At 51.2% G+C, this 15,926-nt stretch carries 18 protein-coding genes; 11 read left to right on the top strand and 7 right to left on the bottom strand.

Going from position 1 to position 15,926, the window contains the following annotated elements:
- Positions 1-26 precede the first annotated feature (26 nt).
- The 7 genes from G5B47_RS00560 (at position 27) to G5B47_RS00530 (ending at position 7,568) form a co-directional block, all read left to right on the top strand.
- Positions 27-803 (top strand): ABC transporter permease, encoded by a 777-nt coding sequence (locus G5B47_RS00560; protein WP_165093275.1) that lies wholly within the window; start codon positions 27-29, stop codon positions 801-803.
- A gap of 40 nt (positions 804-843) precedes the next feature.
- Positions 844-1,920 (top strand): ABC transporter substrate-binding protein, encoded by a 1,077-nt coding sequence (locus G5B47_RS00555; protein WP_165093274.1) that lies wholly within the window; start codon positions 844-846, stop codon positions 1,918-1,920.
- 221 nt (positions 1,921-2,141) lie between these two features.
- Complete coding sequence (locus G5B47_RS00550) at positions 2,142-2,831, top strand: ABC transporter ATP-binding protein (protein ID WP_165093272.1); 690 nt, start codon at positions 2,142-2,144, stop codon at positions 2,829-2,831.
- Positions 2,818-5,313, top strand: a complete 2,496-nt coding sequence (locus G5B47_RS00545) for an ABC transporter permease (protein ID WP_165093270.1) — start codon at positions 2,818-2,820, stop codon at positions 5,311-5,313. Before G5B47_RS00550 ends, G5B47_RS00545 begins: the two co-directional genes overlap by 14 nt.
- Before the next feature lie 75 nt (positions 5,314-5,388).
- Positions 5,389-6,075 carry a response regulator transcription factor gene (locus G5B47_RS00540; protein ID WP_165093268.1) on the top strand — a complete coding sequence of 229 codons (687 nt, stop codon included), beginning with the start codon at positions 5,389-5,391 and terminating at the stop codon, positions 6,073-6,075.
- Complete coding sequence (locus G5B47_RS00535; RefSeq protein WP_165093267.1) at positions 6,072-7,124, top strand: sensor histidine kinase; 1,053 nt, start codon at positions 6,072-6,074, stop codon at positions 7,122-7,124. The genes G5B47_RS00540 and G5B47_RS00535 overlap by 4 nt, the downstream gene beginning before the upstream one ends.
- Before the next feature lie 126 nt (positions 7,125-7,250).
- Complete coding sequence (locus G5B47_RS00530; protein WP_165093265.1) at positions 7,251-7,568, top strand: hypothetical protein; 318 nt, start codon at positions 7,251-7,253, stop codon at positions 7,566-7,568.
- An 80-nt stretch (positions 7,569-7,648) separates the two neighbouring features.
- On the opposite strand, the gene G5B47_RS00525 is transcribed toward G5B47_RS00530, so the two are convergent.
- Entirely contained in the window at positions 7,649-7,864 is a 216-nt protein-coding gene (locus G5B47_RS00525; protein WP_165093263.1) for a hypothetical protein, read from the bottom strand.
- Positions 7,865-8,097: 233 nt separating this feature from the next.
- On the bottom strand, positions 8,098-8,430 hold the full coding sequence (locus tag G5B47_RS00520; protein ID WP_165093261.1) for a winged helix-turn-helix transcriptional regulator: 333 nt from the start codon (positions 8,428-8,430) through the stop codon (positions 8,098-8,100).
- Positions 8,431-8,623: 193 nt separating this feature from the next.
- Between G5B47_RS00520 and G5B47_RS00515 the strand changes: the two genes are divergently transcribed.
- The 4 genes from G5B47_RS00515 to G5B47_RS00500 all read left to right on the top strand — a co-directional run bounded on the left by G5B47_RS00515 (position 8,624) and on the right by G5B47_RS00500 (position 12,215).
- Complete coding sequence (locus tag G5B47_RS00515; protein WP_165093259.1) at positions 8,624-9,403, top strand: GTP cyclohydrolase II; 780 nt, start codon at positions 8,624-8,626, stop codon at positions 9,401-9,403.
- 86 nt (positions 9,404-9,489) lie between these two features.
- Positions 9,490-10,542, top strand: a complete 1,053-nt coding sequence (locus G5B47_RS00510; protein WP_165093257.1) for an ABC transporter ATP-binding protein — start codon at positions 9,490-9,492, stop codon at positions 10,540-10,542.
- An 85-nt stretch (positions 10,543-10,627) separates the two neighbouring features.
- Positions 10,628-11,422 carry an ABC transporter permease gene (locus G5B47_RS00505; protein ID WP_165095317.1) on the top strand — a complete coding sequence of 265 codons (795 nt, stop codon included), beginning with the start codon at positions 10,628-10,630 and terminating at the stop codon, positions 11,420-11,422.
- Between the two features lie 7 nt (positions 11,423-11,429).
- Positions 11,430-12,215: an ABC transporter permease gene (locus G5B47_RS00500; protein WP_165093255.1), complete on the top strand. Its 786-nt coding sequence runs from the start codon at positions 11,430-11,432 to the stop codon at positions 12,213-12,215.
- A gap of 59 nt (positions 12,216-12,274) precedes the next feature.
- Here G5B47_RS00500 and G5B47_RS00495 read toward each other — a convergent pair whose 3' ends face one another.
- Genes G5B47_RS00495 through G5B47_RS00475 form a run of 5 tightly spaced genes read right to left on the bottom strand, consistent with a single transcriptional unit; the run spans position 12,275 to position 15,896 of the window.
- Positions 12,275-13,066 carry an energy-coupling factor transporter transmembrane component T family protein gene (locus tag G5B47_RS00495; protein WP_165093253.1) on the bottom strand — a complete coding sequence of 264 codons (792 nt, stop codon included), beginning with the start codon at positions 13,064-13,066 and terminating at the stop codon, positions 12,275-12,277.
- Between the two features lie 11 nt (positions 13,067-13,077).
- A complete protein-coding gene (locus G5B47_RS00490) occupies positions 13,078-13,959 on the bottom strand; it encodes an ATP-binding cassette domain-containing protein (protein ID WP_165093252.1) in 882 nt (293 codons plus the stop codon).
- Positions 13,944-14,786 (bottom strand): ATP-binding cassette domain-containing protein, encoded by an 843-nt coding sequence (locus G5B47_RS00485; protein WP_165093250.1) that lies wholly within the window; start codon positions 14,784-14,786, stop codon positions 13,944-13,946. The genes G5B47_RS00490 and G5B47_RS00485 overlap by 16 nt, the downstream gene beginning before the upstream one ends.
- The gene (locus G5B47_RS00480) at positions 14,783-15,328 is read right to left on the bottom strand and encodes a CD3072 family TudS-related putative desulfidase (protein WP_165093248.1); all 546 of its coding nucleotides are present in this window, start codon (positions 15,326-15,328) and stop codon (positions 14,783-14,785) included. The genes G5B47_RS00485 and G5B47_RS00480 overlap by 4 nt, the downstream gene beginning before the upstream one ends.
- Complete coding sequence (locus G5B47_RS00475) at positions 15,318-15,896, bottom strand: CD3073 family putative ECF transporter S component (protein ID WP_165093246.1); 579 nt, start codon at positions 15,894-15,896, stop codon at positions 15,318-15,320. Before G5B47_RS00475 ends, G5B47_RS00480 begins: the two co-directional genes overlap by 11 nt.
- Positions 15,897-15,926 lie beyond the last annotated feature (30 nt).

Raw genomic sequence — 15,926 nt, 5'->3', positions numbered from 1 at the left:
AAATAGACAGCGAGGTAGCTTAGCCAATGAGCTCGTTCTGGTCAAATGCTAGAAAAATAGGTTATGGAAGCATTCCGATTATTTTGTTCTTTATCTTATGGGAGATCGGAGCCGGACAGGTGCCGAAAGGCGTAATCTCGCCTCCGTCAGAGGTGCTTCAAAGTCTGTGGGCGGCGGCGGCTTCGGAAATGCTGTTCAAGCAGACCGCGATAAGCCTGGGAAGGGTAGGCATGGGCTTTGCGCTTTCGATTGTCGTTGCCCTTCCGCTCGGTTTTATCTTGGGAACCTTTTTCCAATCCGCCGAGAAGGTGCTGCTGCCTTTCTTTCGGATGTGCGAGAAATTGAATCCCTTTGCCATTATTCCGATCTTTATGATCTTTTTTGGGATTGGCACAGCCGAGAAGGTGGCGATAGTCTTCTGGGCGACCCTTTGGCCGCTGCTGTTCAATACGGTGGCGGGCGCCAGAGCCGTCGAATATCCACTGATTCGCGCGGCAAGATCAATGGGGGCGACAAGACGGGAGCTTTTTCTCAAGGTCATTCTTCCGTTTTCGCTGCCTAACATCTTCATCGGCGTTGAAATAGCGGCCCAATTATCCTTCTTCATGATTATCGCTTCGGAAGTAATCGGGGCCAGCACTGGACTGGGCTGGTATTATATCAGCGCCACTACCAAGTATCAATTACCGCTAATGTACGGCATCGTTCTTTATATTACAGTGCTCTCTATCCTGATCAATCTGCTGTTCGGCAGGCTGAAGAAGCGCTTCCTGGTATGGAAAGAAGCGGTGCACATTCATTAGCCGGTATTAAAATTAAAAACTCTGGGAGGTTATGAGAAAAATGGCAAGAAACAAGAAAAAGCAAAATTTTATTATTATCGGCTCTTTGGCAGTGGTGATTGCTGCCGGGATAGGGATCGGAGCTTATTATGGAAGAACTTCGGACTCGATCCAGGGTGCGGCAGGCCTTAACAACCTCAAGGATGCCAATTATAATGCAGCAGATTCCGGCAAAAAAGTCATTACGCTTAAAACTGATACGAAATTGAATTGCTCCACGACCCCTTGGGTTATCGCCGAGAAAAAAGGCTTCTTCGCGGCAGAAGGTCTCGAAATCAAATATACGGGTGAGCTAAAAACCGAACAGAAGCTTCCGGCCATTCTGAACGGAACCAATGATATCGGCGCGACATTGCCTAATACATTGGCTACCTATGTGGCAGGCGGAGCCAATGTCAAAGCGGTTACGCTGGGCGAAGTTGACCCGCCGGATAGTGTAGACCCTAAATTCCGTCATATGCGGTATGTAACGAGCGAGAAATTTGCCGGCAAAACATTGAAAGAGTACGTTGAATCGAAAAAGGGAGGCAAGATAACGGTCAGCGGCACCGCGCCAAACTGCAGCACTTTTATTTTCAATGAGGTGTTCAGAAACGCAGGATTGGACCCTAGCCAAATTCAATATGTCGCTTTTGAATCGGATACGGCTGCCATTCAGGCTGTTCAACAGGGAAGTCTGGATGTCGCGGGGATTCATCCGCCTTTCTACAAACTGGCTAATGATTCCAAGCTTACCGTACTGGCCGACTCTCATGATACCGGGCTGGGTGCAGCATCTGGCGCTTCCGTTTACTACTTTACCGACAAATTTATTCAAGAGAATCCGGAAGCCGTTCAGCGCTTCGTCAATGCCATCAAGAAAGCTCAGGACTGGGTCAATCACAATACAGACGAGTCCATCAAGCTGACTGCCGAGTATATCGGCCAGCCGGTTAACGCCACTCACTATTACTTTACGGACAAAGGTCTGCCTACAGAGCTCTTCCAGCCATGGATTGATGATTTGGTACAGTCTGGCACAATTAAGAAAGATCAAGTCAAGACTGATGATATTGTGACTACGCAATTCAGCAGCTAAACCTTCGTTAAGCCGCGCGCGGTCTAACCGTGCCAGCGGAACCCGAAATAAATCAGGCTTATAGTAGAACGGCTTCGCTCTCCTGCAGCAGGAGGGTGAAGCCGTTTCTTTGTTATCCGGATACTGCCGCATGCGAACGGCGCTTGTCACAGGAATGTAAGAACCTTCGAATATAATTGAACATGTAAGATTATTACATAAGGAAACGGAGATGGGGAGAAATGTCCATTTTGCAGGCTAACGGTCTGATCAAAAACTACGGGAAGGCGCCCAATATCGTCCGGGCGCTTCGGGGTGTGGATCTGGAAATAGCGAATGGTGAATTTGCCGCGGTTGTCGGAACGTCCGGAAGCGGGAAGTCCACGCTGCTGCATCTGCTTGGAGGACTGGACCGGCCGACCGAAGGGAAGGTTTTAATCGGCGGCAAGGATATGTATGCGATGAACGACGACGAGCTGACCGTCTTCCGCAGACGGAATATCGGGTTCATTTTTCAGCAGTATAATCTGGTTCCGGTTCTGAATGTATACGACAATATCATTCTGCCGATTGAGCTGGACGGCAACCGTCCCGACGGAGAGTTTATTGCTTACATCGCCGAAACGCTGGGATTGTCGGGACTGCTCGATCGCCTTCCGGGCCAGCTGTCGGGCGGCCAGCAGCAGCGGGTTGCGATTGCCAGGGCGCTTGCAGCCAAGCCTTCTTTTATTCTCGCGGATGAACCAACCGGCAATCTGGACAGTGCCACGGGGCTGGAAGTCATCGGGCTGCTGAAGGTGACCAGCCGGCAATTTAACCAGACGATGGTGATGATTACCCATAATGAAGAAATCGCCTTGATGGCCGACCGGGTGATTCGGATCGAAGACGGGCAGATTGCGGAAGGACGGGTGCCTCATGTTTCGCAATAACACGAAGACGGCCGTAAACCGGCTGGCAGCGGGGAGCATGAGAATAAGCCGGGCGAGAAACCAGGTTGTTGTACTGGCTATTTTTTTGACGACCTGGCTGATCACCTCTTTCTTCAGCATCGGGATGAGCGTAGTCAAATCATTCGATGAGCAGGAGATTAAATTGGCCGGTACGAAGGCCCAGGCCGTACTGACCGCGCCCACAGAAGAACAGCTTCGAAAGATTAAGAACCTCAATTATGTTAAGGCGGTCGGACTTCAGACAGGAATCGGAGCTTCGGACGGGATTGGCGGAGACCCTGAGGCAGCGGTTCAAATCGTATGGTACGATGCGGCCGAATGGAACACCATGCGTATGCCTGCCATTTCCCAGTGGAAGGGAACCTATCCGGCTGCCCGGAATGAGATCGCCGTTCCGCTTGATATGCTTCAGCAGATGGGAATCAGCAAGCCCGAAATCGGGATGGATATTCGGCTTGATTACAAGCTCGCCTCTGATAGCAAGCAGCTCACGCATGAAGAGAAGTTCAAGCTGACCGGATGGTTCAATGATTATTCCAGTCTTCGGCTCGGAGACAGGGGCACCGTGCTTGTATCGGAGCCGTTTATGAAAGAAAGCGGAGCAGCAATGCAAACTTCCGGGGCAGCTTCCTTTTTATTTACAGGTAAAGACACGGAAAACTTCATCGACAGGCTGCAGACGGATCTCCAACTTACGAAAAATCAGAAGCTTAATGAAGTTTCCAGTAAAAAAAGCCTGGATACCGGCGGCCAGGCAACGCTTATCGGTTATGGGGGACTGGTTCTGTTTATCATGCTGAGCGGCTATCTGCTGATTTATAACGTGCTGTACATATCGGTTGCGGGCGATACCCGGTTTTATGGTCTGCTGAAAACGATCGGCGTCACGCGCCGCCAAATCCGGGTCCTGATCCGCAAGCAGGCGCTGAGGCTGGCGCTGATCGGTATCCCGCTGGGCTTACTGGCCGGTGCGGCTACCTCCCTCGGTATCGTGCCAATGGCTTTGAAGACATTCGATCTGTCCACGGGCCGTAGCCTTTCATTTCACCCGGTTATTTATGCGGGAGCCGGTCTGTTTGCCTTGATCACAACCATGGTCAGCTGCATCAAGCCAGCCAGAGTAGCCGGAAAAATCTCACCCGTCGAAGCGGCCAAATACACCGGGATTACCCCGTATTCCAAAAAAAGCAGCAGTAGCGGCGCCTCAAAGCTTCACCGGATGGCACTGCGGAATATTTTCAGGAGCAAAAAGCGTGCGATCGTCGTGTTTTTGTCCCTGTTTCTCGGTTTGACCACCTTTCTGGTTATCAACACGCTGGTGCTCAGCATGAGTCCGGAACATTTTGTCGCCGATTATATGAAAAATGATTTTGAATTGAGCAACCGGACCATGGAGTTGGGTTATCAAGGAGGCAAGAAACAGGCGATTACAGCGGATCTCGTGTCGGAAGTAAAGGCCCTTAAAGCTGCGAAGGACGTAAGAATCACTTATGCCGAGCGGTCCACATTGGTTTATGATCCCAAGGTCTTCGGAGCCTATCTCGACAAATTTGCACAGACCTTTAATATTGAAAGGATTACAGATAGCCAGATCCATAATCGGCCTGATCTATTTGGGGGGGCCGTTATCGGACTTGACCCTGCGTACATTCGCGAAGTCAACAAAAAACTGCCGAAGCCGGTGGACGAGGTGCGTTTCGAACGTGGGGAAATCGCCCTCTTGGACGGGGAGATCCCCAGCATTAAGGCCGGTGACCACTTTCGGCTAAAGCTGAACAATGGAGCCGGGGCTCCTGAGACAGAGCTGGAAATCGGCGGAATGGTATCTTTACGGGATCAGGTTCCATTTTACGGGATGGCTCCTGCCGTGTACATTAGCCAAACCGCCCTGAAGCGATTGGTGAACGATCCGGTCATTTATAAACTGTCGATTAATGCGGATCGAAAGGACTGGCCGGAAGTCGCAAAACAGGTAAAAGCGGCAGTTGCCGGAAACAACGATCTGAAACTGGAATCCCGTATGGACATGATGAAGCTGATCCGTTCAGCCAAGCTGGCCTTTTATATCCTCGGCGGGGGGCTTTCACTGATTCTCGCTCTGATCGGCCTTCTCAATTTCGTCAATATCACGGTTACGGGTGTACTGGCGAGAAAAGCCGAGCTGGCGGTACTGGAGAGTATAGGAATGACGCGGGGACAGATTCAAAAATTGCTGCTGTTTGAGGGAGCCTGGTATGCTCTTATATCGGTGCTGCTTGTGGGCATGATCGGGAATGCGCTGGCCTACGGCGCGTATGACCTGTTCAGTCAGGAAGCAACGTATGCAGTCTATACTTTTCCGGCCATTCCTTTGGCTGCTGTAATTGTGCTTATGGCTGCAGTGTGCCTGACCGCCCCGGTTCTCGCATACCGGAAAGTCTGCCTTTCTTCGCTTGCCGAGCGGCTGCGGGAAGCCGCGTGATTCAGCGGGCATGAGCGGCATGTCGCAGCAGGTCATCTTCGGCCTTGATATACTAAGGGCAGAGGAGGGGAGCAGATGACCACCATTCTGATCGTCGAAGATGACCGGCTGCTTCTGGAGGGACTGGTCTACTTACTGGAAAAAGAACAGTACGAGGTGCTTGCAGCCCGCTCCTACCAAGAGGGCGCCGATTATTTACAATCCCGGAACATTCACCTCGCCCTTCTGGACATCCGTCTGCCGGGTGGCAGCGGCACCGAGTTGTGCAGGGAAATCCGCCGAAGCTCGGACCTTCCCGTTATTTTCCTCACCGCCAACGATACGGAGCCGGAAATCGTCGCTGGATTTGACCTAGGAGCAGATGACTATATCGCCAAGCCATTCAGCATGGAGGTGCTGCTGCGGCGCGTGAGGGCCGTTCTGAAAAGAGCCGGGGACGATGAGGCCAGGCTGGAGCATTCTTTTATCTATAAAGATTTGAAAGTTAACTTCAACAAAATGACGGTATTCAAAAATGAAGAAGAGCTTAAGCTGACGACGACCGAGTACCGGCTGCTTGAAGCGCTTGCGCAGAACAGCGGACAGGTCATGACCCGCGAAATGCTGCTGAACCGGCTGTGGGACCAATCCGGGAATTTTGTCGATGAGAACACGCTTAGCGTTAATATCAAGAGACTGCGGGACAAGCTTGAAGATGACCCGAAAAACTGCCGGTATATTAAAACGGTATTTGGCATCGGCTACACGTGGGGGGACGGATGAAGAAAAATCCATTCCGGACGCTCATCTTTTGCTGGACAGCCGTTTTTGCCTTGGTATCCGCCCTGTTCGCCTTGCTGCTGCTCCGTTTCCGTCCGGAGACTCCGGTCCTAATCGGCAGCTTCGTCTATTTGGCAAGCTCGGCTGCCATATGTACGGGCTTCGTGCTTTCTGTCCGCAGAAGAACAGAGAACGCTCTTGAACAACTGTCCGAAATGATACAGGGCCTCATTCACCGGAGGGATCAGGAGGTATTTTCCACAACCGAAGACACATTGCTGTCCAAGCTGCAGAGCCAGGTGATCCAACTAACGGGGATTTTGTCCGCGCAGAGAGAACGATATCTTCAGGAAAACAGGGAGATCAAATCATTGATCTCGGATATCTCCCACCAGCTCAAGACGCCTCTAGCCAATTTAGCCATGTACAGCAGCCTGCTTGACGACTCCGGATTATCGCCTGAACAACGCCCGGAGTTTACCCGCCGATTAAAGAGTCAGACCGACAAGCTGGCGTGGCTGCTCGACAGTCTGATTCAATTATCGCGACTCGAGTCCGGGATTATCTCGATTGATAAGGAAGCCAAAGACCTCGGCAATACGGTACTTGTCGCCATAAGGCAGGCCTTTCCCTCGGCTGAGAGCAAGAATGTAACGATTGAATGGAAGGGCCGACAGGGGATCGTGCTTCCCCATGACGTCAAATGGACGGCCGAGGCGGTGTATAACGTGATCGACAACGCGGTGAAATACACGGAGGCGGACGGATGTATCACAGTTACGCTAACCGCGTACGATCTGTTCGCCAGAATCGATATTGCCGATAACGGACAGGGAATACCGCCCGATGAACTAAATGAGATTTTCAAGCGGTTCTATCGCGGAACGAATGTCCGGGAGGCCGAAGGCGTCGGTCTGGGACTGTATCTGACCCGCAAAATCATCACCGAGCAAGGGGGATACATCAAAACGGCATCGGCTCCGGGCAGAGGCAGCACATTTTCGCTGTTCCTCCCGTTGGACGGACTCCGTAAGAATTTAAGGCAAAACTAATCAATGAATAATCCATATTTATCCGCTCTCCCTGTGAGGGCGGTTTTACTTTTTTTAGAAAGGTATTGCAATATCTATAATACCGAGTATAATACTTGGTATAAAGAAAAACGAGGAGATGTAGAAATGTCTGTCGATGATTACCTGGACTTATATAATTATGCGAAGCAAATTGGCGATGCCCAGTGGCAGGCCGAACTCATCCAAACCTTGCAGCAGCTGAAGAGCATGACAGAGGCTGAAATTCGTGAACAGAAGATTAAAGAAATGTGGGTCCGTTTTGATGATATCAATGCGGTTTTGCTGGAGTTGTTCGAGAAGCTGAGAAACGGCGGGAGCGATAATCAAGCGAGAGCGTGGAGAGAGCGGGTCTGGGAACTTAAACTGGAGAGAATTTCTTTGGCTAAAAAGCTTCAGGATAAGTATATTCATGCGCGTTACTAGAATAGAGAAAGCCTGAAAAAGGGCATAAAAAATTGGCATGCAGTTGTCTGCTCTGCCAAGACTGGAATCTTTTGATACAATTATTTAGACATAGGCATGCTTTCACGCATCATAGTCATACACATTGTCATCATTTCATCGCAGTCTTGCATTTTTTGCATCATCATTTCCATGTCCATGGATTCCATGCCGTCCATCTTCGACATTTTTTCCATGCACATTTTCATGCATTTCATCTTGGCCATCATGTCTTCCATACACATCGTCATCATCATTTCCATACACATGCTTTCCATAATAACTCCGCCTCTCTATTCATTTAGTAGTTTGCTTCACTCCTTTAAATTACTATATTTCCCTGTCGTTTTCAACGCTTGAATATGATTATCGACATAAAATAATTCTATAATATGACATAATTATGTATATTCCTACCATTGTAATGCTATTAATCCGAATACTTTATATTGAAAAAACGCCCTTTAATTTCCACATAAGGAATAAAAAGGGCGTTATTTATGTCCACCGGTTATGAAGTGCGTTTGGCTTCAAGCTCAACCCAATCCGAGGACCAATTGCCGATCTCCTTCAAAATAGGTGCCAGCGCGGTTCCCTTCGGAGTCAGCGAGTACTCGATTCTTACCGGAATTTCGGGATAGACGGTTCTTTGAATAATTCCTTCATTTTCCAACTCCTTCAAACGGTCGGACAGCACTTTGCCGCTGAGATTGGACAAGCAGCTTTCAATTTCGCCAAACCGGCATGGGCCGGGAATCAATACGAATACGATCAGGGCGACCCAACGCTTGCTGAGCAGATCGACTGCTTTTTCAAAGCGGGGGCACATTTCAAAATTTTTCATACCATCACCTCAGCCTTCATTATAACATAAACTTACTATAAGTAATTATAAATATTTATATATGTATTATAACTTGACGAATATATATTACAATGATAAACTTACTTACAAATAGTTACTCGAATTTAAAATAAATCGACTCTGCTGCGAGCGGCCGATTATAATGAACTACACAAATGAGGAAGGTGCGCTCATGATCAAACCTGAGATTGTATCCATACTGAAAAATAAAATCCAAACCATTGATCTGAACGATTCCGCCAACATTCTGGTCGGGCCAATCACACTGCCGGTGAACCTGAACGGAGAGACGGTGACTTTCAAGTGGTACAGCTGGCTCCATGTAACGGACGAAGAGCGTCAGGAGCTTGCCGGTGAAGATATGACGGAGAAGCTGATTGGCCGTCTGGCCGGAATGAAGCTTGCGGACAGCCAGCAATCCAGCGTACTGGTGTATGGGGATTTCGAGCATGCCGACAACGCGCTGATCCGGATGCACAGCATCTGCCATACGGGCGATATTTTTGGCAGCAAGCGCTGCGACTGCGGCTACCAGCTTCACCAGTCGATGAAGATGATCGTAGAGAACGGCTCCGGCGCTCTATTTTATCTGGCCAATCATGAGGGAAGAGGCATCGGGCTGTTCAGCAAGGCGATGGCTTACCTTCTGCAGGAAGAGGGCTTCGATACAGTGGAAGCGAACCTGGAGCTGGGCTTTGAAGACGATTCCCGAAGCTATACGGACGCCATCAGCGTGCTTCAGCGCCTGCGCAGCAAGCCGGTAACGCTGATCACGAACAATCCCAAGAAGCTGAAAGCCTTGAAGGCTGCCGGGATGAACGCGGTGAAACGGGTGCCGCTGTGGGGCGATGTGTCCGTTTTTAATGAGAAATATTTGCGCACGAAAGTGCTCCGCTCCGGCCATCTTGAAGCGCAGGACGGGAATTCGCTGCCGGGAACAATAGCACGGTAAAGGGCCGTAACTTTAAAGGGTGGTGCTTTTGGGCCCGTTCCTATATAATGGCCTTTGAGTGAATTAAATTGTATGCGAGGTAGATTATGGCGGCAATTGATGTACGTGATTTACGAAAAACCTTCAAAGTGCAAAAAAACCGCGGAGGCCTCAAAGGGGCCTTCGTTGATTTGTTTAAGCGGGAATACAGCGAAGTGGCCGCGGTCAAGGATATCTCGTTCCAAATTCCGGAGGGGGAAATCTGCGGATATATCGGCGAGAACGGCGCCGGCAAGTCAACGACGATCAAGATGCTGACCGGCATCCTGGTGCCAACCTCCGGCCACCTGACTGTCGGGGGATACGTCCCTTACGAAGAGCGCGAGAAATTCGTCCGCAACATCGGCGTCGTGTTCGGCCAGCGCAGCCAGCTCTGGTGGGATATCGGCGTGGTCGAATCGTTCGAGCTTCTGCGCAAGGTGTACCGCGTGGATGAGGCCGATTATAAAAAGCGGCTGGACGAGCTGGTGGAGAGACTTGAGCTGCAGGATCTCTTGAACCGCCCTGTCCGCAAGCTCAGTCTCGGTCAGCGGATGCGCTGCGAGCTGGTGGCGGCCCTGCTGCACAATCCATCCATCGTGTTTCTTGATGAACCAACGATTGGCCTGGATATTGTGGTCAAGTCGGAAATCCGCTCGTTCCTCAAAGATATGAACCGTGAGTACGGTACGACGATTCTGCTTACCACCCATGACCTGCAGGACATTGAGGCGCTGTGTTCGCGGGTGATTATGCTTGATGACGGAAGCATTATTTATGACGGCGGGCTTGAGGAGTTGAAGCAGCGCTGGGGAACCGGCCGCGAAGTGGCCTTCCAGTTCGGAACAGCCACGAAGCTTGATCGTCTGGAACTGCTGACGGAAGGGATGCCTGTAAAATGGACCGCAGAGAACCCTCTGGCCGCTACGGTATGGATCCCGCTGGAGCTGAACGTATCGGATGTGCTCGGCCGGGTCGTCGGACAAGCCGATATTACGGATATCAAGATTATCGAAACGAATACGGACGATATTGTCCGCAGTATTTACCAGTCCGGTTCTGCGAATAAGGCGGAGGAGGCGGTCACGTCGCTGCCTCGGGAAGGAGCCGGGCATGTTTAATGCACTTTCCGAAGCGGGCTCTCCTCGGGGGAACCGGGACGGGGGAGTGGAAGGACAGCGGGGTAAGAGGGCCGAGCGAAGGCTGCTGCTTCAGGCATATTTCGATTTTATCCGTATCCGCTTTTTGACCATGCTGGCTTACCGGCTGAATTATTACACAGGAATCCTGATCTATTCTCTTAACATCGGCGTCAATTATTTCACCTGGAAAGCCATTTACGGGCAGGGGGAGTCGCTCGGCGGCTTCACCGCATCGCAGATGACGACTTATGTGGCCGTCTCCTGGATGGCCAGGGCGTTCTATTTCAATAATCTTGACAGAGAGATTTCGAGCGATATACGCGACGGGAGCATTGCCATCCAGTTTATCAGGCCCTACAATTATGTGCTTGCCAAAATGATGCAGGGTCTCGGAGAGGGAATGTTCCGATTTATGCTGTTTATGATTCCGGGCATGGCGCTTGCCATGCTGCTGTTTCCGGTGCGTCTTCCTCATGATCCTGCGGCGTGGGCAGGCTTTTTGGTTATGCTCTTCTTCAGCTTCCTGATCAATTCGCAGCTTAACATCATTACCGGCCTGCTGGCATTCTTCGTGGAGAATAATGAAGGGCTGATGCGCATGAAGCGCGTCGTCGTCGATTTGTTCTCCGGTCTGATCATTCCGATCAGTCTGTTCCCAGACTGGCTGTCTGCCATTCTCAAACTGCTGCCGTTTCAGGCGATTACCTATCTTCCGGGCTCTGTCTTTACCGGTCGGGTGCAGGGTGTGGGGATTTGGAATGTGTTTGGCGTTCAGCTCATCTGGTTTGCGCTTCTGCTGATTCCGCTGTTCTGGTTATACCGCGCGGCGCGGCAGCGTCTGTTCGTGCAGGGAGGTTGATGAAGAGATGTACCATTTGGGACTGCTGTCCGAATATTTGAAAAATTACATGAAGACCCGGCTCACCTACCGCGCGGATTTTTGGGTAGAGGTTATCTCGGATCTTTTATTTCAGGTGACGAATCTGATATTTATTTTCGTTATCTTTATGCATACGAACAGCCTTGCCGGCTGGAGTCAGAACGAGGTAGTCTTTGTTTACGGCTTCTTCATGGTACCTTGGGGTGTGTTCGCCTGTTTCGTGAATATGTGGAATTTCAGCGAGCGCTATATCGTCAAAGGGGAAATGGACCGTATTTTAACGCGTCCCGCCCACAATCTGTTTCAGATATTTCTGGAAAATGTGGACCCGCCCTCGCTGATCGGCTCGCTGATCGGACTGCTCATTATGGCGGTCAGCGGCCTGAATATGGGGCTGCCGTTCGAGTGGTGGACAATTCCGGCGTTAATTCTGCTGACGATCAGCGCTTCGGCTATTTATATGGGAATCTATACAACTCTGACGGCGTTGTCATTCTTCTCGGACGCGCCCACAGGCATCATCCCGCTGATGTACAACATCCAGTCATACGGCCGCTATCCGGTGACGATGTACAACCGGGCGATTCAGGTGCTGCTGACCTGGATTTTGCCATTCGCCTTTGTGGGCGTCTATCCGGCAGGGCTGTTCCTTCAGCGGGAAGAGATGACGCGGATGGCGCTGCTGACCCCGGTCATGGGCGCAATCTTTGTCAGCATCGGCTTGTTTGTGTGGAGCCGGGGAGTGCGCCGTTATAAAGGGGCGGGGTCATAAATACTGCTGCCTGTTACTTGAAGAATAAGCTTCCGGTGAAAGCCGGAAGCTTATTCTTGTTATATCATAAATACAAGCAGCAGATTGCATACGGCAAAGATGAATACCGCATAGTCACTGAACCCGAATCGGTAAATACGGATCGGTGTTCTTCCCTCATCGCCTTGATAGCAGCGGGATTCCATCGCTACAGCCAGATCCTTGGCGCGCAGAATGGACATCACGAAGAGCGGCATCAGCATCGGGAGGACCCCGCCGAAGCGGGAAGCTATTCCTCCGCGATGAAAGCCGCCTCCCCGGGCAAGCTGCGCTTTGCGGATTTTGTCAAACTCCTCGATGAGAATCGGAAGAAACCGCAGCGCGATGGAGAACATCATGACGGCTTCATGAACCGGCAAACGCCATTTTTTTAGCGGCTTTAGCAGAATTTCCAGGCCTTCCGCCAAAATAATTGGTGACGTCGTCCGGACGAGCAATGAAAGCAGAATAACAATGCCGGCAATCTGCTCGCACATCATCACGCCTCTAAGCGCTCCTTCGGGGGAAAAGCGCAGCCAGCCCCACTCAGACATAATGTCCCCCGGAGCGGGAGTAAGCACAGCCTGGTAAATCATCGTCGAGAGAAAAAATATCGACAAAGAGAGCACCGTAACAGCCAGCACCTTCCACGACAGCCGTGCAATGCCCCACATTATGATCAGCATCGCCAGTTGGGCTGTTTTCAGCACGATATGATGCGTCAGGAGCAGGGAGGCTCCGAACAAGAAAATAGCTATGATTTTCATGCGCGGGTCCCAGCGCTCCAGCCAGGAATTTTTCTTCTGATACAACAAGAAACCATTAACGGACATAAAGCACTCCCTCAATTTCTATACAGCAGATTTTCATGGCGGTTCAGGAAGCCGCTCACGGCTTTGGCCGCTTGAGACGGTGAGAGGAGTGTCCCCTCGGGAATTGCGCCGATCTCACGAAGTAGACGCGAAACAGTAAGAACGGGAGGTTCTTCCCATCCAAAGGCTTTTAAGACATCCGGGTCGGACAGCAGCCGGGAAGGTGGGCCGTCGGCAAGGAAGGCTCCCTCTTTAAGCGCCAGTAGGCGTGAGGAGTGTTCCAGAATTTCCTCCAGTTGATGGCTGACCCAAATGACGGTAATCCCCGCGTCTTTGTTCAGCGAGTGCAGGAGGTTGAAGAGGGAGGACCGCGACTGCAAATCTAGCCCGGCTGTCGGCTCATCCAGTATCAGCACTTCGGGCTCCAGCACAACGACTCCCGCTATTGCCACGCGCCGTTTCTCACCGCCGCTTAGCTCGAAAGGACTGCGGTCCTTGAATGCTTCGTAATCCAGCTCCACCGCTGCCATAGCTTTGCGAACTTTCTCCTTCTGAACGTCCGAAGACAGCTTCCGGTGACGCAGTCCAAACGCAATATCATCAAAGACTGTAGCCGCGAACAGCTGATGCTCCGGATATTGAAAAATAAAGCCGATCAGGTCGAACAGCTCCGGCCGACGACTGAGATGAGGGTTGGTGCCGTCCAGCAGAATCGTTCCGGACGAAGGGGCGATAAAGCCCTTCAGCAGCTGCAGAAACGTCGATTTGCCTTCTCCGGACTTTCCGGCAATAGCCAGCATTTCACCGCTTTCCACAGTCACGCTAAGATCCTGAAGTACCCATGGACCGTTATGCGGCTTCTTTCTGCGCCCCTTTATATAACTGAAACTAACATGGTTTAGTCGGATTTGCATAACAACCCTCGCAATTCTTCCGCGCTCAGCTTTGCGGATACGGGAATACCGTGACCCCGAAGCTGTATCGCCAACTGCCGGTAATACGGCAGCTCCAACCCGCATTCCTTGAGTAGGGCGGAATTCAGCTCCAGCTCGGCCGGAGTTCCGGCAGCGGCAACTTTACCGTCTTGAAAAAGGAACCAGCGATCCGCGTCCATCACTTCTTCCAGATGGTGTGTAATGTAAATCAAAGTTACAGGATATTCCTTGCGGACCTTGTTCAACGTCTCGACGAACTGGCGCCTTGCCACGGGATCAAGCATAGAAGTGGTCTCATCGAGAATGAGACAGCGGGGGGCCAGCGCCAGAACCGCTGCGAGGGCAAGCTTTTGCTTTTCCCCGCCCGACAGATGGGTTACAGGGCGGTCTTCATCGGCATCCAGTCCCACCAATTCGATGGCCCAAGCGATCCGCCGGGCGATATCCTCCTGCGGCCAACCGATATTGGACAGACCGAACGCGATATCTTCGCCCACGGTAATTCCGACCTGCTGATTCTCAGGATTCTGGAATACAATTTGCACGGCCCGCCGAATGTCATGAAGCTCGTACCGGTTTGCAGTCATGCGGTCTTCGACTTGAACCGTACCCATGCTCGGAAGCTCAATACCGTTAAGCAGACGGGACAACGATGATTTACCGGACCCGTTGCGTCCTAGGAAAGCTACAAATTCCCCGGGCTCAATAGCAAGAGAGACGTTGGAAACAGCCGGCCTATGGCCGGCGTCCGTTTCCGATTCTGCGGGTTCATAATAATAAAAGGTTACGCCTTGAATGTCGATCATAGCTGATTGCCTTCTTTGCTCTTTGTGCCAGCAGACTTCTTATGTAGATCATCCTGTTGTCCTGCTGTGACCGGACCGAATACGCTGTTATCATTGTCCGGATCGAAGATTCCATCGGCCGTGTTGGGAATTTGCCAGAAAAAATCGATATTTACGCCGTTTTCCGCCGCGAGCTCCAGGAAGTCGCGCATAAACACGCCTTTTCCGGGATCGCAGGAGGGGCTGCCGGCAATACCGAGACCTCCAACGATGGTGTACCCGTGATCCTGATACACCTTCAGCTGTTCAATGGCCGGGAGTAAAATCCGGCGGTTGTGGGCGTGAAACTCCGGGGTATCGTATTCCTCCACGGTCATCGGAGGCCGCTCGGGGCCGAGAAAGGTGAACTCAGGGCAGGGCAATTGAAAGATGCCATATCCCTTCTCGTAGCTCCAATCCACAGCCGCTTTCATTATGCCGGGACTACGAGCTTCTTCTTTTACGACGGCATTTTGGTTAATGACGCAATGTGAGGCGACGATTAATCGTTTGCTACGCAACATGGCTATTCCGTTTCTTGTAACCGCGAGGGTTTATTAAGGATTGCGGCAAGTTTTTCACAATATAGTAGACCAGAAGGGCTGACAGAATTTTATCAATGAGATTTTCCCCAAGGCGGGGCAGGAATGCGGCGGCGAACAGACTCGTTCCAGCCTGCTTCAGCCAGAGTACAGCCACGTCCTGAACGCCTCCGGTAAAGCCGCCGAACAAACCGACAGCAATAATAGTGCCGACGATCGGGCACAGGAGGCCAAGCACAATGCCGGAGATTAAGGCAGAAGAGAAGCGGTATCCGTTCTTACGGGCCGAGTAACCGACGACCAGACCGACAATCACATTAACAAGGGCGAAAGGAATGGCAGTGTAACCGGATGTGACACCTAGCACCAGATTAGTCAGAAGGCCGACCAGAGCGCCCCAGAGCGGTCCGAATACAGCGGCAATAAAGATAGTGCCCACCGTGTCCAGAAACAGGAAAGGAATTTTCAGATTGCTTACGACCGTGCCGGCAACCACATTAATAGCGACAGCCAGAGCTCCAAGTGTAATGATTAGTGTTCTTTGATTCATTATGTACCTCCTAGTATGTTGTTTATTCCA

The organism is Paenibacillus apii, from assembly GCF_011043685.1.
GTDB classification, from domain to species: domain Bacteria; phylum Bacillota; class Bacilli; order Paenibacillales; family Paenibacillaceae; genus Paenibacillus_AQ; species Paenibacillus_AQ sabinae.
This window is presented reverse-complemented; position numbering and strand designations above follow the sequence as displayed.